25 protein-coding genes are annotated in these 24,827 nt (G+C 38.3%); 19 read left to right on the top strand and 6 right to left on the bottom strand.

All coding sequences use genetic code 11. The features are described from left to right. The first annotated feature begins 4 nt into the window (after window positions 1–4). From surE to R2800_06030, 6 genes are read left to right on the top strand one after another with little or no spacing between them, the layout of a single operon-like run. Window positions 5–784, top strand: a complete 780-nt coding sequence (gene surE, locus R2800_06055) for a 5'/3'-nucleotidase SurE (protein ID MEZ5016598.1) — start codon at window positions 5–7, stop codon at window positions 782–784. 31 nt (window positions 785–815) lie between these two features. Further along, window positions 816–1,826, top strand: a complete 1,011-nt coding sequence (ftcD, locus tag R2800_06050; protein ID MEZ5016597.1) for a glutamate formimidoyltransferase — start codon at window positions 816–818, stop codon at window positions 1,824–1,826. Beyond that, window positions 1,823–2,935: a tetraacyldisaccharide 4'-kinase gene (gene lpxK, locus R2800_06045; protein MEZ5016596.1), complete on the top strand. Its 1,113-nt coding sequence runs from the start codon at window positions 1,823–1,825 to the stop codon at window positions 2,933–2,935. Before ftcD ends, lpxK begins: the two co-directional genes overlap by 4 nt. Further along, the gene (rnr, locus tag R2800_06040) at window positions 2,919–4,952 is read left to right on the top strand and encodes a ribonuclease R (GenBank protein ID MEZ5016595.1); all 2,034 of its coding nucleotides are present in this window, start codon (window positions 2,919–2,921) and stop codon (window positions 4,950–4,952) included. Before lpxK ends, rnr begins: the two co-directional genes overlap by 17 nt. A 2-nt stretch (window positions 4,953–4,954) precedes the next feature. Next, complete coding sequence (locus tag R2800_06035; GenBank protein MEZ5016594.1) at window positions 4,955–5,920, top strand: polyprenyl synthetase family protein; 966 nt, start codon at window positions 4,955–4,957, stop codon at window positions 5,918–5,920. 6 nt (window positions 5,921–5,926) lie between these two features. Next, window positions 5,927–6,337, top strand: coding sequence for an EVE domain-containing protein (locus R2800_06030; protein ID MEZ5016593.1), 411 nt, complete (start codon window positions 5,927–5,929; stop codon window positions 6,335–6,337). A 50-nt stretch (window positions 6,338–6,387) separates the two neighbouring features. On the opposite strand, the gene frr is transcribed toward R2800_06030, so the two are convergent. Continuing rightward, on the bottom strand, window positions 6,388–6,951 hold the full coding sequence (gene frr, locus R2800_06025; protein MEZ5016592.1) for a ribosome recycling factor: 564 nt from the start codon (window positions 6,949–6,951) through the stop codon (window positions 6,388–6,390). Between the two features lie 157 nt (window positions 6,952–7,108). Between frr and R2800_06020 the strand changes: the two genes are divergently transcribed. Genes R2800_06020 through R2800_06000 form a run of 5 tightly spaced genes read left to right on the top strand, consistent with a single transcriptional unit; the run spans window position 7,109 to window position 10,934 of the window. Then, window positions 7,109–7,453 (top strand): iron-sulfur cluster assembly accessory protein, encoded by a 345-nt coding sequence (locus R2800_06020; protein MEZ5016591.1) that lies wholly within the window; start codon window positions 7,109–7,111, stop codon window positions 7,451–7,453. An 8-nt stretch (window positions 7,454–7,461) separates the two neighbouring features. Next, window positions 7,462–8,115, top strand: a complete 654-nt coding sequence (locus tag R2800_06015; GenBank protein MEZ5016590.1) for a hypothetical protein — start codon at window positions 7,462–7,464, stop codon at window positions 8,113–8,115. Between the two features lie 31 nt (window positions 8,116–8,146). Further along, window positions 8,147–9,181 carry a hypothetical protein gene (locus tag R2800_06010; protein ID MEZ5016589.1) on the top strand — a complete coding sequence of 345 codons (1,035 nt, stop codon included), beginning with the start codon at window positions 8,147–8,149 and terminating at the stop codon, window positions 9,179–9,181. Next, window positions 9,182–10,135, top strand: coding sequence for a class I SAM-dependent methyltransferase (locus tag R2800_06005; GenBank protein MEZ5016588.1), 954 nt, complete (start codon window positions 9,182–9,184; stop codon window positions 10,133–10,135). Window positions 10,136–10,172: 37 nt separating this feature from the next. Then, window positions 10,173–10,934 (top strand): ABC transporter ATP-binding protein, encoded by a 762-nt coding sequence (locus R2800_06000; GenBank protein ID MEZ5016587.1) that lies wholly within the window; start codon window positions 10,173–10,175, stop codon window positions 10,932–10,934. A gap of 4 nt (window positions 10,935–10,938) precedes the next feature. On the opposite strand, the gene R2800_05995 is transcribed toward R2800_06000, so the two are convergent. After that, on the bottom strand, window positions 10,939–12,483 hold the full coding sequence (locus R2800_05995; protein MEZ5016586.1) for a helicase HerA-like domain-containing protein: 1,545 nt from the start codon (window positions 12,481–12,483) through the stop codon (window positions 10,939–10,941). Between the two features lie 66 nt (window positions 12,484–12,549). Continuing rightward, window positions 12,550–14,331: an acyl-CoA dehydrogenase family protein gene (locus R2800_05990; GenBank protein ID MEZ5016585.1), complete on the bottom strand. Its 1,782-nt coding sequence runs from the start codon at window positions 14,329–14,331 to the stop codon at window positions 12,550–12,552. Window positions 14,332–14,430: 99 nt separating this feature from the next. Here R2800_05990 and R2800_05985 point away from each other — a divergent pair, with 99 nt between their 5' ends. The 3 genes from R2800_05985 to R2800_05975 all read left to right on the top strand — a co-directional run bounded on the left by R2800_05985 (window position 14,431) and on the right by R2800_05975 (window position 16,856). Next, complete coding sequence (locus tag R2800_05985) at window positions 14,431–15,240, top strand: alpha/beta hydrolase (GenBank protein MEZ5016584.1); 810 nt, start codon at window positions 14,431–14,433, stop codon at window positions 15,238–15,240. Window position 15,241: 1 nt separating this feature from the next. Then, entirely contained in the window at window positions 15,242–16,378 is a 1,137-nt protein-coding gene (locus R2800_05980) for a glycosyltransferase (GenBank protein ID MEZ5016583.1), read from the top strand. Window positions 16,379–16,445: 67 nt separating this feature from the next. Then, window positions 16,446–16,856 (top strand): hypothetical protein, encoded by a 411-nt coding sequence (locus tag R2800_05975; GenBank protein MEZ5016582.1) that lies wholly within the window; start codon window positions 16,446–16,448, stop codon window positions 16,854–16,856. Here the strand turns inward: R2800_05975 and R2800_05970 are convergent. Further along, window positions 16,853–17,557: an SAM-dependent methyltransferase gene (locus R2800_05970; protein ID MEZ5016581.1), complete on the bottom strand. Its 705-nt coding sequence runs from the start codon at window positions 17,555–17,557 to the stop codon at window positions 16,853–16,855. The genes R2800_05975 and R2800_05970 overlap by 4 nt on opposite strands. A gap of 53 nt (window positions 17,558–17,610) precedes the next feature. Here R2800_05970 and R2800_05965 point away from each other — a divergent pair, with 53 nt between their 5' ends. Continuing rightward, entirely contained in the window at window positions 17,611–18,216 is a 606-nt protein-coding gene (locus R2800_05965; protein MEZ5016580.1) for a DNA-3-methyladenine glycosylase, read from the top strand. A 52-nt stretch (window positions 18,217–18,268) separates the two neighbouring features. Here the strand turns inward: R2800_05965 and R2800_05960 are convergent, their stop codons facing one another. Continuing rightward, a complete protein-coding gene (locus R2800_05960) occupies window positions 18,269–19,306 on the bottom strand; it encodes a PorP/SprF family type IX secretion system membrane protein (GenBank protein ID MEZ5016579.1) in 1,038 nt (345 codons plus the stop codon). A gap of 102 nt (window positions 19,307–19,408) precedes the next feature. Further along, window positions 19,409–20,059: a uracil phosphoribosyltransferase gene (gene upp, locus R2800_05955; protein ID MEZ5016578.1), complete on the bottom strand. Its 651-nt coding sequence runs from the start codon at window positions 20,057–20,059 to the stop codon at window positions 19,409–19,411. 209 nt (window positions 20,060–20,268) lie between these two features. On the opposite strand from upp, the gene R2800_05950 reads away from it, so the two are divergent. The 4 genes from R2800_05950 to R2800_05935 are packed head-to-tail and all read left to right on the top strand — an operon-like array spanning window position 20,269 to window position 24,792. After that, entirely contained in the window at window positions 20,269–21,030 is a 762-nt protein-coding gene (locus tag R2800_05950) for an isoprenyl transferase (protein ID MEZ5016577.1), read from the top strand. Then, window positions 21,023–23,692 carry a POTRA domain-containing protein gene (locus tag R2800_05945; protein MEZ5016576.1) on the top strand — a complete coding sequence of 890 codons (2,670 nt, stop codon included), beginning with the start codon at window positions 21,023–21,025 and terminating at the stop codon, window positions 23,690–23,692. Before R2800_05950 ends, R2800_05945 begins: the two co-directional genes overlap by 8 nt. Window positions 23,693–23,724: 32 nt before the next feature. After that, on the top strand, window positions 23,725–24,240 hold the full coding sequence (locus R2800_05940) for an OmpH family outer membrane protein (GenBank protein MEZ5016575.1): 516 nt from the start codon (window positions 23,725–23,727) through the stop codon (window positions 24,238–24,240). Window positions 24,241–24,288: 48 nt separating this feature from the next. Next, window positions 24,289–24,792, top strand: a complete 504-nt coding sequence (locus R2800_05935) for an OmpH family outer membrane protein (protein MEZ5016574.1) — start codon at window positions 24,289–24,291, stop codon at window positions 24,790–24,792. Window positions 24,793–24,827: the final 35 nt, after the last annotated feature.

The raw sequence follows: 24,827 nt of genomic DNA, 5'->3' as shown, positions 1-24,827 counted from the left end.
GCATATGGCAAATGAACAACCGATTATATTAGTGACAAATGATGATGGTATTACTTCTCCTGGAATTAAAGCCTTGGTAGATGCTGTAAAGTCTTTAGGTAAGGTAGTAGTGGTAGCTCCTGATAGCCCTCAGTCGGGCATGGGGCATGCTATAACCATTGGGGAACCATTAAGATTACATAAGTCAGATGTTTTTGGCGCTATAGAAGCTTATGAATGTAGCGGTACTCCTGTTGATTGTGTAAAATTGGCAAGAGATATCATTTTACACCGCAAGCCAGATATCTGTGTTAGCGGTATTAATCATGGTGCTAACCATTCTATCAATATCATTTATTCAGGTACTATGAGTGCTGCTATGGAGGCTGCTATTGAAGGTGTACCTTCTGTAGGTTTCTCTTTGTTAGATTATAGCTATGAGGCCGATTTTTCTATAGCTGGAACTGTAGCGAATACGATTACCCGTAAAATGCTGTCTTCTGACTTACCTAAGCACACATTGTTTAATGTAAACATACCTAAGGTTGGCCAAGAGGAGTTTAAAGGGTTGAAAATGTGCCGACAGGCGTATGCGAAATGGGAAGAAGAGTTTGAGCAACGGAAAGACCCAAGAGGAAAGGACTACTACTGGATGACGGGTAAGTTTGTAAATCTGGATAAAGGTGAGGATACAGATGTGCAGGCTTTGGCTGACGGCTATGCCTCTGTTGTTCCTGTTAAGTTTGACCTGACAGACGCTGAAATGAAACAAAAGCTGAGTAATGACTGGTCGGATATTTTATAATGTACCCATACTTTATTTCCCGTAGTTTTACATGATGAATACACCAGAACAGCTACTGGAATGTGTTGCTAATTTTAGTGAAGGCAGGGATGTTGAGGTAATTGAGCAGATAGTCTCTTCTATTGATAATGTTGAAGGGACATTTGTTTTGCATGTAGACAGGAGCCCTTCTGCTAATAGAACAGTTATTACCTTTGCGGGTACTCCCAATGAGGTCATCACATCTGCATACAATGCAATAGAGAAGGCGGCTGAGTTGATAGACATGCGCAGGCAGGAAGGCGTACATCCACGTATAGGTGCTACAGACGTTTGCCCACTAATACCGCTTAAGGGTATATCTATAGAAGAAACAATTGCCCTTTCTCGTCAGCTTGGTGAAAAAGTAGGAGCGGAGTTAAATATCCCGATATACTTATACGAATATTCGGCGCGAGAAGCATATAGAAAAGCACTGCCTACTATTAGAAAAGGGCAGTATGATGGGTTTGCAAAGAAAATGAAAGAGGCAACATGGCAACCGGATTACGGACCTCAGTTATTCAATGAACAAACAGGAGCTACGGTAATAGGAGCTAGAGATATACTGGTAGCATTCAATATATCGCTCAATACCAAAGACGAGCGAAAAGCACAGTACATAGCTTCCCGAATAAGAGAAAGTGGATATATAAACCCCGACACTAAAGAAAGAGCAGCAGGTAGGTTAAAGAAACTGCGTGCCATTGGCTGGTATATGTCGGACTTTGAATGCGCACAGGTATCCATGAATCTGTTAGATTATAGAGTCACTTCTCCTCTTAAAGTTTGGAATGCTAGTAAAGAGCTAGCATCGGAAGTAGGGGTGGAGCTTGTTGGTAGTGAATTAATAGGTCTAATGCCCGAAGCCTGCTTGCTTGAAGCGGGAGGATGGAAGCAGGGGGATGATAAAGAAGTTATACTTCAAAAAGGTATTGATTATCTTGGGTTAGATAAGGTGAAGCCGTTTACTGTGCGGGAGAAAATATTAGAATATAGATTAGAAGAAGTAGGATTAATATGAGTCAAAAGAACTTTTTATACTATTCATTTGCTGTGGTCAGGGTGTTGCTCTATCCATTATCATTGGTATATGGTGCTGTAGTATGGTTGCGAAACCGACTATATGATACAGGTTTTTATTCCTCAATAGAGTTTGATGTGCCTGTAATAACTGTGGGCAATCTGTCTGTAGGAGGTACGGGAAAAACACCACATGTTGAATATTTGATAAGGCTATTGCAATACCAATATCGTGTTGCTACAATGAGTAGGGGATACAAGAGGCGTACGCAAGGGTTTCTATTGGCAGATGAAACCTCTAATGCCTTGCATATAGGCGATGAGCCAATGCAGTACAAAATGAAATATCCAGACCTTGTAGTAAGTGTGGCAGAAGAGCGAATGGTGGGTATACCCAAACTATTACAGAAAAGACCCGACGTAGAGGCCATTCTTCTTGATGATGCATTTCAGCATAGGTCGGTAAAGGCAGGAGTAAATATGCTAATTACAGACTATTCCAAACCTTTTTATAAGGATATGATATTGCCAATGGGTACACTTAGAGAAAGCCCTAAGGCTTATAAAAGAGCAGATGTGATCGTAGTGTCTAAATGCCCGCCCAATTTAAGCTTGGAAGAAGCAGAAGAAATGAAGGGTAAGATCAATCCTATAGGCGATCAACGTGTATATTTTTCTACAGTAGACTACCACACACCTTATGACCTATTGAGTCATCAGCAAATAAACCTTACCAATAAAAATGTAGTATTGGTATGTTGTATTGCAAAGCCCGACCCTTTTGTTGCATACATAAAGCAAAAAGCGAAGGAGGTACATACCTTGACCTACAATGACCATCATTATTTCTTAAAAAGAGATATGGAGGAGATAAAAGAGGCTTTTGATACTTGGGACGTAAAAGATAAAGTAATAGTAACAACAGAAAAAGATGCAGCAAGACTCGCACTACATATAGATACATTGAAAGAATGGGGTATTAGTATTGTAATAATACCTATTGCAGTATCCTTCCTATTTCAAAAAGGGCCTGAATTTGATAGCTTTATATTAAATTATGTAGCAAATACTATTAACGAAAGCAATATGTTATATGGCGAGGAAGGTTAAGAAAAGGAAAAAGAATAGTAATAGTTCAGGTACTAAAGTGTATACCGGTAGGTTAGAGATCACACGCTCTGGTTTGGGGTATGTCATCGTTGAAGGCCTGGATAAGGATATACTGATAAAGCGAGAGCATATCAGAAATGCGCTGAATGGTGATGAAGTGAAGGTTGAAGTAGTGACAAGGGCTAAAAAGTTTGGCGCTCGTTTGGAGGGCACAATTAAAGATGTAGTAAGACGAAAGCAGGAAGAGTTTAGTGGCAGGGTAGAGGTACATCCTCATTTTGCATTCTTAGTACCAGATAGTGACAAGGTTCCTGTTGATATATTTATCCCACTACATTTACTGAATGGTGCTAAACATGGTGATAGAGCAATAGGAAGAATTGTAGAGTGGACGGGTAAGACCAAGAATCCTGTTGGGGAGATAGTATCTGTTTTGTCCAACCAATCGGCCAATGAGATCACCATGCAGGGGATATTGGTAGAGAATGGTTTTCCACTTAAATTTCCTGATGACGTTATAGAAGAGGCAGCTCGTTTTCCTGAAGGTGTTGATGATAATGAGCTAGAGAATAGAGTGGATATAAGAGAAGAGTTGACATTTACTATAGATCCTGTAGATGCAAAGGATTTTGATGATGCTATATCCGTAAAGCCAGCAAAAGGGGGCTATTATGAGGTGGGGGTACATATTGCCGATGTAAGCCATTATGTAACAAAAGATTCTGCATTAGATAAAGAGGCTTATAAAAGAGCTACAAGTGTTTACTTGCCCGATAGGGTATTGCCAATGCTTCCTGAGCGCTTATCTAATGAACTTTGCTCTTTAAGACCTAATGAGGATAAATATGCATTTTCTGCGGTATTCAAGATCAATAAAAAAGGTGAGGTCAAAGAATACTGGCTAGGGAAGACCGTTATAAGATCTAAGCGACGTTTTACCTATGAAGAAGCACAAGAGATCATAGAAGGCGCAGCAGGCGATCATCAAGAGGAGATTCTTCTTTTAAATGAAATAGCACAGAATTTAAGAGCGGAAAGGTTTTCTGAAGGAGCTATCAACTTTTCTTCGCAAGAAGTAAGGTTTAAACTAGACGAGAGTAGTAAACCGATTGAAGTAATAGTAAAAGAAAGTAAGCAAGCGCATCAATTGGTTGAAGAGTTTATGCTATTGGCTAATAGGACCGTAGCAGAATTTGTTTCGGAATTAGAGGTAAAAGGAAAGCCCATTCCTTTCCCTTATCGTGTACACGATGTGCCGGATGAAGAGAAACTTAAAGTCTTTATGACCTTTGCTGCAGGTTTTGGACATAAATTTTTGGTGAACACTCCGGAGAACATAGCATCGTCTTTCAACGAAATGCTACGATTGGTAGATGGTACACCAGAGCAGCATGTATTGCAAACATTGGGTATACGCACCATGTCTAAGGCGGTTTATACTACCGATAATATAGGGCACTATGGCTTAGGGTTTAAGGATTATTGTCACTTTACTTCTCCTATTAGAAGATACCCCGATGTGTTAGTGCATAGGATACTCGAGGAGTGCTTGCTAGACAAAATAAAACCGATAAAGCATTTAGAAGCACAGTGTAGACATTGTTCTGAACAAGAGCGTAGAGCGATGGAGGCAGAAAGAACAGCTAATAAGTATAAGCAAGTAGAATACATGCAAGACTATATTGGTGGCGAGTTTGATGCTGTGATAAGTGGTGTGGCCAGCTTTGGTTTTTGGGCAGAAACAGTGGAGCATAAATGCGAAGGAATGGTGTCTATATCAGACCTTTTTGAGTTTGATGAATTTGAATTGATAGAGCAGGAATATGCTTTAGTAGGTCGTCATACGGGGTTGCGTTTTGGGATGGGAGATAAGGTTAAAATTCAAGTGGTAGCTACTAATCTGGAAAAAAGACAAATTGATTTTACTATCCTTGAGGCACCACAACAGACAACGACTAAAAAGACAACTTCTGATAAAGGAGGCAATAAGAAGAAGAAAACTAGGAATAAAAAGTAAGTATGCACGGTTTTAAAGAGCTAGTAAAACTTTTTGAAGAACGATTATTGTCTGTGGAGTCCTTACAAAAGTCTCCACACAATTTATATGAGCCTTGTAGGTATTTATTAGGCTTAGGCGGCAAGCGGGTGCGTCCTGTTTTATGCTTAATGGGTAACGAACTATTCTCTGATATAAAAGAAGGAGCATGGCATGCCGCGATAGGAGTAGAGTTGTTTCACAACTTTACATTGGTGCATGATGATATCATGGATGAAGCACCGCTCAGGAGAGGGAAAGAGACTATACACCATAAATACGGAATGACTGCGGGTATCTTAAGTGGAGATATATTATGCATCCTTGCTTACGAGCAATTGGGGTATATCAAAGAGGCCTTAGCACAAGTATTACCACTCTTTACACAAACAGCTGCTGAAGTGTGCGATGGTCAGCAGATGGATATGGATTTTGAACAGCGGTCTGATGTTACTATTGAGGAGTATCTAAACATGATAGCACTTAAGACATCTGTATTGCTAGCCTGTAGTTTAAAGATGGGGGCATATATTTCTGGTGCCAATGAAGAGGAAGCGCAAAAAGTATATGAGTTCGGTAAAAATTTAGGCATAGCTTTCCAACTACAGGATGACTATTTGGACGCATATGGTGATCCTGAGAAAAATGGCAAACAAGTAGGGGGGGATATAAAGGCAAATAAGAAAACCTATTTGTTGCTCAAAGCAATAGAGAATGCCAACCCGGAACAGCGAATAGAAATTGAAGAGTTATTGGCCTCTACTGGTGATGATAAAGTGGAAAAGATGCTTTCACTATACGATAGCTGCAATGCTAAGCAAGCTGCTAAAGATGAGATGTTGAAGTATTCAAATTTAGCATTTGATAATTTAGCTACAATTAATGTAGCAGAAGAGCGAAAAGCACCATTGCGTAGTTTGGCTGAATATTTATTACAAAGAGAAAAATAATATACTATGAATTACTGGTTAGTAAAGTCGGAGCCCTTTAAATATAGCTGGGAGCAATTAGTAAAGGATAAGAAGACTTTTTGGGATGGGGTGCGTAATTATGCTGCTCGCAACAACCTCAAAGAAATGCAAAAGGGCGATCATTGCTTTTTCTATCATAGTAATGAAGGGTTAGCTATTGTAGGTATTGCAGAAGTAGTAAAAACGGCTTATCAAGACCCTACTACTGATGATGATAGGTGGGTAGCAGTAGATATTAAACCTGTAATGGCATTGCCTACACCCGTTACGCTTAAAGACATTAAAGCAGAACCTAAATTGGCTAATATGGATTTAGTAAGGTTGATGCGTCTGTCAGTAGGTAAGGTAACAGCTGCTGAATATAAACTTATACTAAAGATGGGTGGTGTTAAATAGTTGCCACCGTTATAACTAATAAAAAAGCCCTGCATAGCAGGGCTTTTTTATTATATGGTCATTATTTCTTTGTCTTTCTCTTTGCAACGTTCATCTATTATCGCGATGTATTTATCTGTTAATCCTTGTACACGTCCTTCAGCTTCTTTAGCGGCATCTTCACTTAAGCCATCTTTTTGCTCTTTTTTGATGCTTTCAATACTATCTCTACGTACCGATCTGATACTGATCTTAGCTTGTTCTCCCTCTGCATTTACACGTTTTACAAGCTCTTTACGTCTTTCTTCCGTAAGTGGTGGTAAATAAAGACGTATGAAATCACCATCATTTTGAGGATTTAAACCAATATTTGAAGCAATGATAGCTTTCTCTATAGGTTGTAGCATTGTTTTTTCCCATGGTTGTAAAGACAATGTCCTTGCATCCGGTATAGTGATATTGGCTACTTGATTTAGCGGGGTAGCAGTACCATAATAGTCTACCATGATCCCGTCTAGTATTTGAGGAGTAGCTTTACCGGCACGAATTTTACCAAGTTCTTGTTCTAGATGGTCTATGCCTTTTTTCATGCCATTATCGGCACCTTTAATAATATTTTCTATAACCTCGCTCATAAGATATGTTGATTAACAGATAGCAAATGTAAAAAATGTTCTTTAAGATAATTTATACCATTTTTTCTATATATTTAAAACAGGTATTTAAACGTAAGATATACTTATTTGGTTACGCTTTAATGTTAGGTTATTTTTACACAAATATTTAGCAAAAATGGAAACTAATATAAAAGCACCTTTGAGGTTAACAGAAGGCGCAGTGAAAGAGATAAATAGATTGATGGCCGAGCCTGACTATGAAGAGGGACAAATCCTTAGAGTAGGTGTGAAAGGTGGAGGATGCTCTGGTTTAACCTATGTGTTGGGTTTTGATAATAAAGAGGAGGATGACGAGTTATATGAAATAGAAGGAATTCCGGTAATAATGAAAAAGGCACACGAGATGTACCTTTTTGGTATAGAGGTGGATTTTCAGACAGGTCTTAATGCAAGAGGCTTTATTTTTAATAACCCTAATGCAAGTGATACTTGTGGCTGTGGTACCTCTTTCTCTGTATAAATGTATAAATGATAAGATTTTTCTCCATACTGCTTATATTTCTGCTAGCCATTGCTACTAATAGCTATGCTCAGAAAAAGGTCAGTCCCCCCAAAGAGTCTACGATAAATAAGTATTCTAGATCAGGTAAGCGGCATGGTATGTGGGTGCATACCAAAAAGGAAAAGCTAGGAGAGCCTGCTTACTCCGAATTTGGCAAGTATATAGAGGGCGTAAAATATGGTGTTTGGTATAAGCTGGATAAGAAAGGGGATATTATAGCTATTGAAAATTATAGGAATGACGTCTTGGATGGAGAAGTGAAACTATATGAAAATGGCAGACTATCTTGTGTGGGGATGTATAGAGGACTTAATCCTACTCGGGAGTATGACTCGATCGTGATTGAAGACCCTATTACAGGTGAACAACAATTAGTAGGTGTGGCTAGTGAGATGGGCACGGTAAAACATGGTATGTGGTATTTTTATGATACAGAAACAGGGCGGATGAATAGAGAGGAGGAATACCAAATAGACGTGATGATCCATGCCAAAGATTATCCCTATTCAAAAGCAGATAGTATTTTTTACAATAAAAGAAATACTGGTCTCCCACACAAAAAGAAGGGAGGTGCCTATTATAAGCCGCCAGAAGAGAAACGTACCAGCTATATGAATTAAGTGTACTACTTTAGTGCTTACTCTTATGAATATGCGATCTAGAATGTTGTTCCGTTCTGTAGTACTACTTGGTATTTTCAGTTGCTTCATTACTTCATTAAAAGCACAAGTGTATTTCGATAGTGTTTATCAGGACTATATTTACGTGTATAAGAAGGTAAGGGAGTTTGATATGAGCTTTACAGAAGCTATGCCTATAACTTCCAGTAAGACATTTATATTAGAGAATGAACATGTATTTAGGGCTATAGACCAATACCGAAAAAAATATCCTGATTATAATGAGTTAGATCTCTTGGTAGAGCTTTCTGCAGATGTTTCAGTAAAATTTTTAAAGGAGCAGGTCTCTTCTTTAGAGTGTAAGCATAATGAGCAAGATTATGTACTTGCGTATAGTAATTATATCTGCGACTGTGTAGAGCAAAAGGCTAAAGCGATGCCTGGCTATAAGTGGGCTGCTGCCAAAGATACCGTTATGAAGCAATGCGCTGTTTCATTCCGTGAAAATATGGATGATAAGGTGCTACAACAAAAAATGAAAATGTTTAGTGCTGATGAAAAAGTTGCTTTGCAGGAATGTGCTAAAGTGCATAGCTACATCAACTGCGAAACACTGACCATTGATGTAATAGGAACCTGTATCAATAGGGCGGAAAGATACTATTATACGGAGAAGGGACTGAGGATGGAGAAAGAGGCAAGTGTGGTTAATCAGTACTTAAAAGAAGGGCAACTCTTGCCAAGTGAATTATTTTTAAAAGGGAAGGAGTTAACGGAGGCATATACCCTATTATCATTAGAGGCAAAAGAGTATTTAGAGTTAAGTGATGTACTGACCTATGAAGTGCAGGATTGGGATCATATATACTCCCTATGGTATAGAGAAGATAAAGGTGAAGTAAAGGTGTTATTTGGTATCGACTATCAGTTTGGCTTCAATATGGGGAAAGCTGAAATGCAAGACATGTCTTATAGAACGGTAGAGGAAATGAATAGTAGCTCCTTGCTACAGGAAAATATAAAACGTTTATTAGCAGCACCTATAATGGGTGGTAGTGAAGAATAAATGATGAATATAGAAGAAAAACAATTGATGTTTGAAAACAGGCTACGTAAAGTGCATAAGCACTTTAGTAAGTTGGCGCGTAGGCAAAATGTTAGTTGTTTCCGATTTTATGATAACGACCTGACAGAGTTTCCCTTTGCTATAGAGCGGTATGGAGAGGATATCTACATGGCTGAGTATAAGAGCAGGCATGGTATGGAAGAAGAGGAGCATGAGCAATGGATACAGTCGAGTAAGCAGGCGGTAATGAACGTACTGGAGCTTACGGAAGAGCATATTTTTATAAAACGCAGACAGAAGAAAGAAGGGAAGCAAGGACAATACGGCAAGTTTGGTGAAGAGAAAATAGAAAGAATAGTAACAGAAGGTGGGCTGAGTTTTATACTGAATATGACCGATTACCTAGATACTGGTTTGTTCTTAGACCATCGTATCACACGCGATATGGTACGGGAAGAATCAAAAGGAGCTAGAGTGCTAAATCTTTTCTGTTATACGGGTTCTTTTAGTGTTTATGCAGAGGATGGTGGAGCAGAGATGGTTACGTCTGTTGATATGTCAAAAACCTATATCAACTGGGCGAAAAGAAATATGCAGTATAATAAACTGTATGATGAGGAAAGGCATCATTACATACATGCTGATGTGTTACAGTTTATTACCGATCTGGAGTCAGACTCTTATGATATTATTGTTTGTGACCCACCTACCTTTTCTAACAGTAAAAGAATGGAAGGAACATTTGATGTACAGCGTGACCATGTGTGGCTACTCAACGAACTAAAAAGAGTGCTGACAATAGGGGGTAAAATATATTTCAGTAATAACTACAGAGGGTTTAAGCTGGACGAAGAACATATAAAAGGAATGATGATCACCAATATTACGAAAAAAACTACCCCTTTTGATTTTCAAGGTAAACTAAAAAGATGCTGCTTTTCACTGGAAAAGTAACAGTGCATGTCTAACTTGTGGAATTATTGTAGCAATAATGAGTGAAGTAATAATAAAAGTAGAGCAACTAGTTAAGAAATACGATGACTTTGTAGCGGTCAACGGGTTGAGTTTTGATGTATATAAAGGAGAAATATTTGGATTGCTAGGGCCTAACGGAGCTGGCAAAACAACTACTTTGGAAATTATTGAGACCCTACGAAAGAAAACTTCCGGAAAGGTTACGGTAGATGGTAAAGATCTAGATGCCAATGCCAATGATATAAAAAAGATAATCGGTGTGCAGCTGCAAGCAGCAGGATACTATCCTAACCTTAACTTGGTACAGATAATAGAATTGTTTGCAGGGTTGTATAATAAAGAAGTAGACCCATTAGCATTGCTTGATACAGTAGACTTAAGAGAGAAAGCTAAGAATAAGTACAAGCAACTTTCAGGAGGACAAAAGCAAAGATTCTCTATTGCAACAACCCTTATCAACGAACCTAAGATCATATTCTTGGATGAACCCACTACGGGGCTAGACCCGCAAGCTCGTCGCAATCTTTGGGAGTTGATAAAAAAGGTAAGAGAGCGTGGAGCTACTGTTGTAGTAACGACACATTACATGGACGAGGCAGAAGAGCTTTGCGATAGAGTAGCTATAGTAGATGCAGGAAAAATTATAAAATTAGATACTCCCGACAATCTTATTGATAATCTAGTAGCATCAGGTTTTAAACGCCCTAAGCGCGTGAAAGAGGCTAACTTAGAAGATGTGTTTTTAGACCTGACAGGCAAGGAATTAAGAGACGAATAATTGATCAACGGCGTCTACTACTTCTACGTCTTTTAGTAGTGCCTCCTAGTCCTAGCGAACCTAGTAAGCTACGTACTAACATTGTACCTGCGGTGCGCATCATGCTTCTTACTACAGAGCTTTCGCCTAATTGTTCAATAACAGTTTTATCTTCTTTTTCTCTTCTTACTTTACGTTCAGGAGCTTCTTCTTTGGCTTCTTTTATCTTTTCGTTGATGAGTTCATAAGCGCTTTCTCTATCAATCTCTTTATTATACTTCTCTACAAGCAGTGATCTTTTTACGATATCGTTGATCTCCTCATCTGTAAGTATATCCATTCTTGATTTTGGAGCACAAAGCATAGTAGCTGCTAATGGGGTAGGGATACCTTTCTCATTCAGCAATGTAACAAGCGCTTCTCCTATCCCCAATTGTGTAATGACTTCTTTTGTATCATAGTATTCGCTAAGAGGATAGTTTTCTGCTGTTTGCTTTATCGCTTTTCTATCGTTTGCAGTAAAGGCGCGTAAGGCATGCTGTATTTTTAGGCCTAATTGACTTAATACGGCAGGTGCTATATCTGTAGGGTTTTGAGTTACAAAGAATATACCTATGCCTTTTGAGCGTATTAGTTTTACGATAGTTTCTAGTTGCTCGATAAGTATATCATTAGCATCGTTGAATATGAGGTGAGCCTCATCGATAAACATTACCAGCTTAGGTTGATCGCTATCGCCTTCTTCAGGCATGGTGGCATACAGTTCGGATAGTAACTGTAACATGAACGTAGAGAAAAGCTTAGGTTTGTCTTGTAGGTCAGTAACTCTTAAAATATTTACCATGCCTCTTCCATCATCAGCTATACGTAATAGGTCGTCTACTTCAAACGATTTTTCACCGAATATTCTGTCCGCATCTTGCTGTTGCAAAGCAATGACTTTGCGCATTATTGTACCTATAGATGCAGAAGACATGGTGCCGTATTCTTCCTTCAACTCCTCCTTGCCATCATTGGCAGCCCACTGTAGCATTGATTGCAGGTCTTTGAGGTCTATCAAAGGCATGTTATTATCATCACAATACTTAAAAAGCATAGCGAGTATACTTTCCTGTGTGCTGTTCAGGTCTAATACCTTGGCAAGTAATATCGGTCCAAATTCAGTTACTGTTGCTCTTAGGCGTACACCTGCTTCTTCACTAAGCGATAAGAGCTCTACAGGGTAGGCTGTAGGAACAAAGTCTATACCCAAAAGTTGGCAGCGTTCATCTATTTTAGGATGTCCGGGGCTTTTGGCAGCTATACCGCTCAGGTCACCTTTTATGTCCATCATCAATACAGGTATGCTGGCATCACTCAATGCTTCTGATAATACTTGCAGTGTTTTTGTTTTTCCCGTACCTGTAGCTCCGCTAATTAAACCATGACGGTTTAATGTCTTTAGCGGCACTTTTACTGCCGCATCGCTCACTACTTCTTTATTCAATATTGCTTTGCCTAATAAAAAGGAATCTCCTTTGAAAGTGTACCCTTTATTGATTTCTTCGATGAATTGTTCCTGTGTTGCCATATATACAAGTAAAAAGCCTGTAAAATCTACAGGCTAATTTAATATGTTTTTTATCAATCTTCTTTTCTAGAAGATATAACTACCTTTTTCTATCATTTGCTGTCCAATTTTTCTTCTTGCTTCTTTGGTATTAAAGCTAGCTACTTTGGTAAAACGTTTTACGCCGAGTAGCATCATCCTTTGTTCGTCACCAGTAGCAAAGGCATTTATTGCGTTTTTACCGGCATGGTTTATTCTATCTGCCGCGTCGCTAATGAAAACCTTTGTAGCATCTGTAGCCAAGCCTGCATTTTTATTGCCACTATCTGTCATTTTCATTGTTCTCAACAGCATGCTTTCCGCCATGAAGGTGTCGTTGAGCATATCAGCTAAATACATCAGTATTTCTTGCTCACCTTCTATTTTTGTCATTAGCTTTTGCACAGCTGCTCCTGCACACATGAGTATAGCTTTCTTGAAGTTAGCAATAGCTTTTAGCTCAGCCGCAAAAGGTGTGTCGTCCTCTCCAAATTCAGGGATGCCCATTAATTCTTTCTGTACCGCCATTGCAGGGGTTAAGATGTTTATCCTGCCCTTCATGGCACGCTTTAAGTACATGTCAAGCGTTAATAGCCTATTGATCTCATTAGTACCTTCAAATATTCTGTTGATACGGCTATCTCTGTAGGAGCGTGATATATTGTATTCGTCAGAAAAACCATTACCTCCATGTATTTGTACGCCTTCGTCTACTACATAGTCCAAACATTCAGACCCTATAACTTTTAAAATGGCACATTCAATGGCATACTCTTCAGCGGCACCTAATAATGTTTCATCATCACTTTTTCCTGACTTTGCTAGTTCATTTTCTTTATCTGTTATCCATCTAGATGTTCTGTAAAGAGCACTTTCTGTAGCAAATGTGCGTATGGTCATCTCTGCCAGCTTGTGTTGTATGGCGCCAAACTGTGCAATAGGTGTTTTAAACTGTTCTCGGGTAACGGCATACTTTATAGTATTGGCCATGGCTTGTTTAGTGCCACCAAGAGCAGCAGCACATAGCTTTAAACGACCAATATTCAAGATGTTGAAGGCTATGATATGACCACGACCTATTTCTCCCAGTAGGTTCTCTTTGGGTACTTTACAGTTCTCAAAAAACACCTGACGAGTGCTAGATCCTTTAATACCCATTTTATGTTCCTCTTCTCCAAAGCTCAATCCCTCTGTGCCACGTTCTATTATAAAGGCTGAAAAATGTTCTCCGTCTATTTTAGCAAAAACAGTAAATACATCAGCAAAGCCAGCATTTGTGATCCATATTTTTTGACCATTTATGAGATAGTGCTTACCATCATCGGTAAGTTTTGCAGAGGTTTTACCACTGAGTGCATCAGAGCCAGAATTGGGCTCGGTAAGCGCATAAGCACCTTTTAATTCACCTGTAGCCAATCTAGGTACATATTTCTGCTTTTGTTCTTCTGTTCCAAAATATAGTATCGGTAATGAGCCAATGCCATTATGTGCAGCTACAGCTACTGAAAAGGAATGCCCTGCGCCCAAAGCTTCGTTGATAATGGTAGCTGTGACAAAATCTTCACCCAAGCCTCCATACTGCTGTGGAAATGCAGCACCTAATAATCCCAGTTCTCCTGCTTTGTCCAGCAGGGTAGGCATAAGCCCCTCTTCTTGCTCGTCTATAGCTTGGAGTTTTGGTCTTACTTCTTTAGCTAGAAAATCAGCGCATGTATCTTCTATTAATCGTTGCTCTTCTGTAAAATCCTCTGGTGTGAATGTGTTGGATGGCGCAGATTCGTTAATTAGGAAACCTCCGCCTTGTATCACCTGTTTTGACTGGTCTTCCATAATATATCCTTTCCTATGAAGTTACTTAAAATTTATGCTTATTACTTGTTAAATAATTGTTCTAATAACGGTTTATGAATAACTATTTTTGTGTTAGGAATGGGTGCTGTTTCAGGATATATTAAGACTGGCGAGGAACAACTTCATTATATTAAATATGGTGAGGGGGATAAACTATTGATTGCTTTTCATGGCTATGGCGATGATGCTAGTTTTTTCGCCCCATTGGCAGAATGTATGGATAAAGAATATTCTGTGATCTCCTTTAATTTACCCCACCATTCAGAAAGTCAGTGGTCTCCATTAAAGTTGTGGGAAAAGGAAGCACTTAATGAGCTAATTGCAAATATCTTAAGGCTTTTTAACGTAGAGTATTTTTCCTTGTTAGGGTATAGTATTGGAGGTAGAGTATGTATGAGTGTTTTAGAACAGTATGGTGACAAGGTAGATCGTTTGGTCTTGATAGCATCTGATGGCTTGAGGTTTAATTGGTTTTACTACTGGTTGACAAGAACGGTTACAGGTAAATTTATTTTCAAAAGTTTCTTAACCAATCCTGCCTTGTATATGCCATTGATAGATGTTGCAAGAAAAGTAAAGCTACTTAATGAAGGCAAGTATAAGTTTGCAATGAAATACATCAGTAGTGAAGTAGATAGGAGGTTCTTACTTAATGTTTGGATGACGATGAGTAAACTGATTCCAGATGTCGGGAAGACAAAGCAAATTATAAGAAATGAAAAGATAGCGACAGAAGTGTTCATGGGTAGATATGATAAGGTGATTCCTGCCAGATATGCATTAGCGTTTGCAGAAGGAGTAGGAAGTGCAGAGGTGACTATATTAGAGAAAGGCCATCGTATATTCGATTCAGAAACACTCCCTAAAATAGCTTCTTGTTTTTCGTAGTATGTTGTTAGTTGTATTAGCTATAGTGGCTGCACTATTATATGCGGCATTGATGTTTGCCTATCGAAAAGGATGGCAGGCAAAAGATGCTACAAAAGTGGTGAAAGACTTTGTGCCTACAACAACTATTTCTATAATAATACCAGCACGTAATGAAGAAGAGTGTATTGGAAGATGTCTCAATTCTATTCTAGCTCAAGACTATCCCAAAGAATTGGTGGAAGTAGTTGTAATAGATGATCACTCTACAGATGATACTGCAAATGTAGTGAGTAGTTTTGCCCATCGTAATGTACGTTGTTTATCATTGTCCGACCATTTAAAAACAGATGATCTGATAGCGTATAAAAAAGCGGCATTGACAATTGGCGTTAATAATACTATAGGAGATTTACTCATAACAACGGATGCAGATTGTATCGCTACTCCTAATTGGTTACGTTCTATTGCTCATATATACGAGAAAGAAAAGCCCGTGATGATTATCTCTCCAGTAGATTATATATCTGATGACTCTGTGTTACAGGTGTTTCAGTCATTAGATTTCATGAGTATGCAAGGCATTACCGTAGCCTCACATGAGTTGCATATGGGTAACATGTGTAATGGTGCTAACCTTTCCTTTACAAGAGCTGCTTTCATAGCTGTAAATGGGTATGAAAATATAGATCATTTAGCCTCGGGAGACGATTATTTGTTGATGATGAAAATGAGCAAGCATTTCCCATCAAAGATCGCATGTCTAAAATCTATACAAGCTATTGTGAAAACAGAGCCACAATATAGTTGGTCAGGTTTTATTCAACAAAGGATAAGGTGGGCATCAAAGTCGGGTAAGTATGATGATAAGCGCATGACCAGTATATTGGTGTTTGTTTATCTTTTTAACGTGTTATTCCTAGCTCTATTAGTTGCTAGTTTCTTTAGCCATCAATATCTATGGGTTTTATTAGCCTTGTTACTTCTGAAAATAGAAGTAGACCTTATTTATTTATATCCTGTAGCTCGTTTTTTCAAAAAAGAAAAGCAGCTGTGGCTGTTCCCTCTACTTCAACCATTACATATCTTCTATATAATAGTCGCAGGTCTGCTTGGTTTTGTAGGTGTTTACAAATGGAAGGGCAGAACTGTGAAATAATGTTTAAGTTATGCTAATGTATTAGCAATAGGTATGTGATATATACCAGTTTTCGTATATTTCGCATATGCGCAAAGTTATATTCATTTCTATTCTTATTTTGTTGCTATCGGTAGTAGGGTATACCTATTGGTTTTATTATAGTCCTTACAGCTTTGGCTATAGAGAGGGCTACCTACAAAAGTTTTCTCGAAAAGGTAATTTGTTTAAAACCTATGAAGGGGAGCTGATACAACAAGGCTTTGGGCAAAGAGGAAACACTTTTAATGCACAATATTTTTATTTCAGTACTGTAGATGTTGCTTTGGCCGATTCTCTGGAAGAGTGTATCGGCAAACGAGTTAAGCTACATTATGTGCAATACCGCAGAAGTTTGCCATGGAGAGGTGATGACTACAATGGAAAAAACGACGAAAACGGTCAGTATGTAGTTGACGAGATAGCAGAGGTCAATGAGGCTGATCTAGGAGACTACTAAGCCAAAAATAAGAATACTGTAGGCAGCTTTTCTAATTCAGGCTTATTCTTTTGCCAAGCTTTTATTGTCTTGGTTTTGTTATAAGCAGCTTTGCCTGTTATATCCTGTGCTATACATAGTTTGGTGTTAGGGTTGCATTTCTTAAATAGCTCATCAAGTAGTGCGTTGTTTCTATAAGGCGTTTCAATAAAAATTTGTGTTTGTTTTTCTTTGGCTGAAAGCTGCTCGTAATGTTTAATGCTTTTGCTTCTTTCCGGGTCCTTAATAGGTAGGTATCCATTAAAAGCAAATCTTTGCCCGTCTAAGCCTGACGCCATTAATGATAGGATGATACTATTAGGCCCTGTTAAGGGATAAATGGCTATATCTAATTCTTGCGCTTTATATACCAACTCTGCTCCCGGGTCAGCTATTCCCGGGCAGCCCGATTCACTCATTACACCAATGGAATGACCTGCCTTAACCCATTCATTAAATGTATTCAGGTCAGCACCTCTTTTTTTATCTATCTCTGAAAAATGGAGGTCATCAATAACTATTTCGGGGTGTAAGGCTTTAAGAAAACGACGCGCTGTGCGTATATGCTCTACAAAGAAATGGGTTACCTCAAGCGTAACAGTGCTTATTTCTTTAGAAAGTGTATGCAGTGCATCCTCTGCTATTGGTATGGGTATTAAGTAAAGTGTAGCTCCTTTTTTCATTCTTCGCAAAATACGGTTTGTTATCAATATATCTTCTGCTGTACATTTGATTTATGATATTACCCGAAACATTTTATACGAGAGACGATGTAGTATTAATAGCTCAAGAACTTTTGGGTAAAGTGCTGGTGACTAATATTGACGGTAACTATACTGCTGGAATGATAGTAGAAACCGAAGCCTATGCAGGCGAGGGGGATAAAGCCTCTCACGCTTTTGGGGGAAGAAGAACAGCACGAACAGAACAGATGTATAGTAAGGGAGGTAATGCATATGTATATCTATGTTATGGTATCCACCATCTTTTTAACGTTGTTACTAATAAAAAAGATATCCCTCATGCCGTACTAATTAGAGGTCTTGAGCCAATTGATGGTATCGATATTATGCTGAAAAGAAGAGGCATGGCTAAACTTAAACCTAATATTTCAGCGGGGCCGGGTACTTTAAGTGAGGCTATGGGCATTACTACATCTTTTTCGGGAGATAGTTTATTACAAGAATCTATTTATATAGAAGATAGAGGATTTAAAATAGCAGATGAAGCTATTGTAGTTGGCACTAGGGTAGGTGTAGGGTATGCTAAAGAAGATGCATTCTTGCCTTATCGATTTAGCATAAAGGGTAATAAATACGTTAGCAAAGGCAAAGGGGCATAAAAAAAGCAGATTCAAGTGAATCTGCTTTTCAAATATAATGTGTGTTTTTGTATTAGAACTTAGGACAAGCGAAGTTGTAAGTTGGCTTGTGTGCTGCTTTGTTGATAGCACCGTTGAAGATAAGAGATACTTCATAACCACCGTTACCACCTGTAGCAGGAGCAAAGCTAGAAAGGTTAGCATCGTAGCTTACACCCAATTTCATTTTAGACCACTCGAAAGCGATGTAAGGAGAAAGAGCATCACCATAACGGTACCAACCACCTAGATAAAGTACTGTGTTTTTAGAGAACTCATTGTCATGACCAGGGTTAAGAACAAAACCAACTGCAGCTCCAGCCATAACCTCTGTTGCTGATGCTTGGCTTTGGTATAGACCACTAGCATATAGTACTACATTCTCATTCAAGTCAAATGAACCACCGATGTAACCAGTGTAACGAGAGTGTATTTTGTGATTACCATTCAAGAAAGACTCAACAGGTTGAGTAAGGTGGTAGTAAGAGATACCAACATAAGCTGTAGCATGCTCGCTTACTCTACCAGAGTACATTAAACCTGCGTTGAAATCAGGATAAGTTAAATCGGCATTACCCACATTCTCACCAGTAGTGTAAGGAGTACCGCCAGTAGCAAAGTCAAACTGATCTTCAAATTTAAGAGAAGAGAAGTCAATTGATTTTTGAACTAAGGCACCTTGTATACCGAAAGATAGTGTATGACGCTTTTCGTAACCTAAAGCTTTATGATAAGCGAATGATAAACCAACAGTAATGTTTTGCAGACCACCAAGACCAGATCTGTCGAAAAGGCCAAGAACACCGATACCCATAGCATCGCCATTGTTCAACTTACCTTTCATCATAGCCATGTCGTATGATATAGTACCTGTTGTATACGGATTAGGAGAAACTGACCCCCATTGAGAACGGTAGTTTGCTGCCAAGCGTAAATCGCCCTGAGTAAGGCCCGACAAAGCAGGATTTAGAGTAAGTGGTGATGCAAAATATTGAGTAAAGTGCGGATCTTGAGCTATAGCGGAAGTTGTAAATACCATTGCTGCACATACTCCTAGTAATATTTTCTTCATCTGGGTAACGTTTAGTAAATGTTTAGTTAATGTTTCTGCTAGGCAAAATAAGCCAAATAATCTTATTATGCAAGACAGGTTCTTATATTCTTTACGTTGGGGTTACGATTGACGTTTTTCTCCATATGATAGGTCGCCCGCATCCCCAAGCCCTGGCACAATATAGCCTCTAGCTGTCAGTTCGTCATCTATGGCGCCTACCCATAAATTAGCGGCAGGAAATTTTCGTTTTAAGTACTCAATACCCACAGTACTAGCTATTACAGATACTACATGTATGCTTTCAGGCTGCTCAGCATCTGTTAGCGCTTTTATTGATAAAGCTAGTGAAGAACCTGTAGCCAGCATGGGGTCGGCTATTATGAGTGCTTTTCCTGTTACATCAGGGCTTGTGAGGTATTCCTGCTCTATTTCGAAGGAGCCATCTTTATGGTGCTTTCTATAAGCGGCAATAAAGGCATTCTCTGCATGGTCAAAATAATTGAGCAAACCTGTGTGTAAAGGTAAGCCAGCTCTCAAAATAGTAGCTAAAACAGGCTGTTGGGCTAATTCTAGAGAAGAAGACTCTCCAAGAGGTGTTTGCACCGTTACTTCCTTGTAAGTCAATGTTTTACTGATCTCATAGGCGGCAATTTCGCCTATACGTTCCATATTTCTTCTGAAACGCATTCTGTCCGTTTGTATCTCTACATTACGTATTTCGTTGATCCAGCAGGAGAGAATAGAGTTCTTATCACTCAGATTTGTAACCATAGTACTGTGAAATAATTCAAAAAATATGAGAAAATAAAAATTTTAAACCCTTAAAATCAACTATTTAATCATATATAAAGGTGTTAAAAAGCCCTAATTGCCGTTAAAGTCGAGTTAAACTAAACTCTATATATTTTGATACCTAGTACAACCCGCTATTTTTGTACCTTTGCACACCTTTTAAATATAAATGTGTACTAATAATATCTATGGATATTTTACAATCTATTGATCGCAACAAGTTGCCAAAGCATATAGCCATTATAATGGATGGTAATGGTCGTTGGGCAAAGGAGCGAAATCAAGACCGTGTTTATGGCCACCATGAAGGTGTTATCAGCGTTCGTGAGATTGTGAATGGTTGTGCAGAGTTGGGTATCTCCTACCTTACGTTATATGCTTTCTCTACAGAGAATTGGAATAGACCGCAAGAAGAAGTGAATGCTTTGATGGAGCTTTTGGTAAACACCATTCGTAAGGAAGTAGAGGAGTTGAAAAAGAATAACATTCGTTTGCATGTAATTGGCAATTTTGAAAGCCTGCCTGATATCTGTCAGAAGGAGCTGAATGAAGCTAAAGAAATTACAGCTAGTAATACAGGGTTGAACCTAATACTTGCGTTGAGCTATAGTGCTACTTGGGAGATAGCAGAGGCGGCTAAAAAAATAGCTAAAGAAGTAAAAGCAGGAACACTAGATGCAGATACAGTTGATAGTGATATGTTCCATAAGTATTTAACTACGGCTGATTATCCTGATCCTGAATTAATGATCCGTACAAGCGGAGAAAATAGAATAAGTAACTTTTTATTGTACCAATTGGCTTATGCTGAAATGTATTTTACATCAGTACACTGGCCAGATTTTAGAAAACCAAGTTTGTACGAAGCCCTGTTAGATTATCAGCAAAGAGAGAGAAGATTTGGCAAAACGAGTGAACAAGTTCAAACGAATACAACCCAGCATGCGTAATAGATTACTACCATTACTTACACTTATAATTATTGCCACTACTTCAGTTGTTGCCAACGCACAGTTGTCAACAGGTAGTTCTTCCGGTATCAACGGAATGAGAAACGGTAGTAACGCTGTTCCTTCCAAGCCTAAGGAATATCTGATATCCGGTATTACAGTTTCGGGTACTAAGTACTTAGATGAAGATCTGTTGATCTCTATTACAGGATTATCTCTTGGAGATAAAGTAAAACTTAAAGGAGATGAAAAAGTAGCAAAAGCTTTGCGTAATCTTTGGAAGCAAGAGTTGTTTTCGGATGTTTATGTAGAGGCTACAAAGTTTATAGGCGATAAGATATTTCTTAATATTCACGTTGAAGAAAGACCAAGGCTAAGCAGATATAACTTTAAAGGAATTAAGAAAAGTGAAGCACAAGAACTACAAGATAAAGTAGGGCTAGTAAAAGGTCGTGTGGTAACTGATGCTACCAAGAAAGAAGCTGTTGTTAGAATTGAGAAGTATTTCTCAGAGAAAGGTTTTTCTGATATTAATGTTGGTGTAAGAGAAAGAATTGATACACTAGCTATTAATTCTATCATGCTCACCTTCGATATCGATAAGGGGCTGAAGTCAAAGATCAATCAAGTTAATATCGCTGGTAATACTCAAGCTACAGATACAAAGTTGAAAAGAAACTTGAAGTCTACCAAAGAGATGGCTCGCTTGTCTATACACCCTGCTGATGAGATAAGTATATATGAAAAGAATGAGCACTCTTTCAGCAAATTTGTAAACGAGTATCAGTTTTTACATCCTACACAGACATTGGAAGCATTAGATCCTTATTTGAGATTTAGAATATTCTCTAGCTCTAAGTATGATGAGAAGAAATATGAATCAGACAAACAAGCATTAATCGCATACTATAATACACTAGGTTTTAGAGATGCGAGCATTGAGAAAGATACAGTATATCGCTTACCAAATGGTAACCTTAATATTGATATCAAAGTAAGAGAAGGACATAAGTATTACTTCGGTGATATAGAGTGGAAGGGTAATACCAAATATTCTAATGAGCAGCTATCTGAAATTTTAGGAATTAAAAAAGGAGATGTCTATAATATAGATGTACTAGAAACTCGCTTAGGAAAAGTGTTGAGCCCTGATGGAGATAGAGATATCAGTAGTCTTTACATGGACGATGGTTATTTGTTCTTTAATGTAGACCCTATAGAAACATCTATCATAGGTGATACGATCAACTATGAAATGCGTGTTACTGAAGGGCCGCAGGCAACTATTAGAGATATTACTATTGCGGGTAATAATCGTACGAACGAACACGTTATTCGTCGTGAGCTACGTACACTACCTGGTAATAAGTTCAGCAGAACAGACTTGATACGTTCTCAAAGAGAGATCGCCAACCTAGGTTTCTTCGATCAAGAGAAGATAGGTATACAACCTAAGCCAAACCAAGAAGACGGTACGGTTGATATAGAATATACCGTAGTGGAGAAATCTAGCGACCAATTACAACTATCCGCTGGTTTTGGAGGTGGTGTTAACTTCTATGGTAATATCGGTATTACCTTTAATAACTTCTCTCTTAGAAACATTTTCAAACCTAAATTCTGGGATCCGCTACCTGTAGGTGATGGTCAGAAATTCTCTATTAACTATCAGTCGAACGGTCAGTTCTATAACTCATTGAACTTCTCATTTACTGAGCCGTGGTTGGGTGGCAAAAAGCCAAATGCCTTAACTACTAGCTTTATGTATAGTAAGTTCTCAGGCTCTTCTATCGGCCAAAATGCTAATGCAGCATTTATGAGAGTTGTAGGTGGTGGTATCTCTTTAAGTAAGCGTATTAAATGGCCGGATGACAACTTCATCTTCACTTACGGGTTGAACTATCAGAACTTTAAACTTAAGGATTATGAGCTGATCTCAGGTACTGGGTTTAATAATGGAACAAGTAATAACTTGTATTTCAAATTAGTGTTGGCACGTTATTCTGTTGACCAACCATTGTACCCGCGTTCTGGTTCTAATATTAGCTTCACCTTCCAGTTTACACCACCGTTCAGTGCATTTGGTAATAAAGACTTTGCTAGTGTTACTCCTGCTGAAAAATATGAGTGGATAGAATACCATAAATATAAATTCAAAGCAGAGTGGTATCAAAAGATCGCTGGAAACCTAGTGTTTAAATTAGCTACTAAATACGGTTTCTTAGGCTACTACAATAAGGATATTGGTTTCTCTCCGTTTGAGCGTTTCCAGCTTGGTGGTGATGGTTTGAGTGGTCAAAATTTCTTCATTGGTCGTGATATTATTGCGCATCGTGGATATAAGAATCCTTATTCTTATGATGCAACAATTTTCAACAAGTATACTGCGGAGATAAGATATCCGTTCTCTTTAAGTCCTACTTCTACTATCTATGGTTTGATGTTCGTGGAAGCGGCTAATGCTTGGAGTAACTTTAGTAACTATAACCCGGCAAAACTTAATCGTTCTGCAGGTCTAGGTATTAGAGTGTTCTTACCAATGTTTGGTTTGCTAGGTCTTGATTATGGTATAGGGTTTGATAGATATAATGCGGCTACAGGACAAACCAAGTTGGGTGATATTGCAGCCTTTACCTTTATGTTAGGCTTTGAACCGGAATAACAATATTATTGTAATTGATAAATCTATTAGTTATGAAAAAAGTGATTTTAAGTATAGCGTTGATGTTTGTTGTGGCTTTTGCAGCCAATGCTCAGCGTTATTGCATTATTGATTCAAAGTATATACTTGACAATATTGTTGAGTATAAAGATGCGCAAACTAAGCTAGATCAGCTTTCTGAAACTTGGCAAAAAGAGATCGATAATCAGATGGCTGAAGTAGATAGGATGTATAAATCTTATCAAGCAGAGAGAGCTATGCTGTCAGATGACATGCGTAAGAAAAGAGAAGATGAGATAATTGCAAAAGAGAAAACAGCCAAAGATCTGCAAAAGAGTCGCTTTGGTTACGAGGGAGACCTGTTCAAGCAAAGACAAAAGTTAATAAAGCCGATCCAAGATAAAGTATATAACGCTGTTCAAAAATATGCACAGTCTAGAGCATTTGATATGGTATTGGATAAAGCAGGTGGTATTACCATGTTTTATGCTGACCCGAAGCTGGACAAAAGTGACGATGTGTTAAAATTACTTGGAATAAAGAAATAATGGCACTTACTTTGCACCCCTAAGTTTAAAATAAAGCTTAATACAAAAATGAAAAGAATCGTATTATTTATTGCTTGTACTTTATTAGTAGGCAATGCGGCTATAGCCCAAATGAAAATTGGTTACATCAACTCTAGTGAGCTACTACAAGCTATGCCTGAGTTTAAAACCGCGGAAACACAAATACAAGCTTACGCTAAAACTTTCCAAGACCAGCTACAAGCTATGGGACAGGATTATGAGAAGAAACTAGCTGAATTTAAAGCTAACGAGGGCACTTGGTCTGATGCTATTAAAGAAGTAAAGGTTAACGAAATACAAGATCTACAAACACGTGTTGAGAAGTTTAACCAAAGCGCACAACAAAAAGTAGAAGCTAAGAGACAAGAGTTACTACAGCCAATACTAGATAAAGCGGATAAAGGTATTAAAGATGTAGCTAAAGAACATGGCTATGATTATGTACTAGATGCTACTGCAGGTGTATTATTGCATGCAAAAGAGTCGTACAATATCTTACCTCTGGTAAAGCAGAAGATGAATATCAAATAAGACTAATTCATAAAAAAGGAAAAGGGGCTAGATTC

The organism is Flavipsychrobacter sp. (assembly GCA_041392855.1).
Lineage (GTDB): Bacteria > Bacteroidota > Bacteroidia > Chitinophagales > Chitinophagaceae > UBA5543.
This window is presented reverse-complemented; position numbering and strand designations above follow the sequence as displayed.